An 883-nucleotide genomic window follows, 5' to 3' on the forward strand; every position below is an offset into this window, starting at 1 on the left:
TAGACCTCTTGCAAAAGTCAGTTAAACAGATTCGGTTTTGGGCAGACGAAGTTCATAGTTGTACAAACCAGCTATTAGATTAAACCTTAAGCCAAATCTTTTTCTCCGATTGCGATAACGGTCGGATAAAATTTTAAACACCTTGAGTTTACGATTGATATGCTCACCCACAACTCGGATTTTGGCTAGCTCTTGATTACTCTTTTTATCTTCGCGACTCAACTCACCTCCCCTCGGCTTCTTTTTTGGTATCCGACTTTTAGCATGAACTTTATGAATTCCTTGATATCCTTTATCACCCAAGCATTCAATATCTTCTCTTAACGGAAGTTTACTGCTTTTAAAGATGCGAAAATCATGCTCTTTCCCTTTGCCATGAGCGGTACAGAGGATTTCGCCTGTATTTTGAGCCACCACGACTTGAGATTTTAATGTATGCCTTTTCTTTTTCCCACTGTAGAACTTTTTTTGTTTTTTTTAGGGCGTTCTATTGGGCTTTCTGTAACGTCAACTACCACTACCTCTACTTGATAATCAGAACTAAAGAGTTTCTTCTTCCCTGGAAGAGAAAAAGCTCTTGAAGCCACGAGAATATCTTCAATTTTACGGATAATACGATATGCTGTTGACTCGTTCACTCCCCAAGATTGACCAATATGAAAATAAGTGCGATATTCCCTCCAATATTCCAATGCCATTAATAATTGGTCTTCCATGCTCAGTTTACTGGGTCGCCCTGTTTTAAGCTTTGTTTGTGAGCGCGAACGCACTATCTCTGTCATCTGACTAAAAGTCTCCGGATGCACACCACATAAGCGTTTGAATTCTTCTGGCTTAAGGTTTTTTACCTTTTCGTACGTCATAGATGTCAAGAATGCTCTAA

1 protein-coding gene is annotated in these 883 nt (G+C 39.3%); it reads right to left on the reverse strand.

Annotated features, from left to right (window positions below):
- Positions 1-21: 21 nt before the first annotated feature.
- Positions 22-863 (reverse strand): IS5 family transposase gene (locus tag HCR01_RS38050; protein WP_226890096.1). Its coding sequence is split into 2 segments (ribosomal slippage): positions 22-479 and positions 479-863, totalling 843 coding nucleotides; the frame shifts between segments, so codons are not numbered across the junction.
- Positions 864-883: the final 20 nt, after the last annotated feature.

It is taken from the genome of Nostoc sp. MG11, from assembly GCF_014904695.1.
GTDB lineage: Bacteria > Cyanobacteriota > Cyanobacteriia > Cyanobacteriales > Nostocaceae > Komarekiella.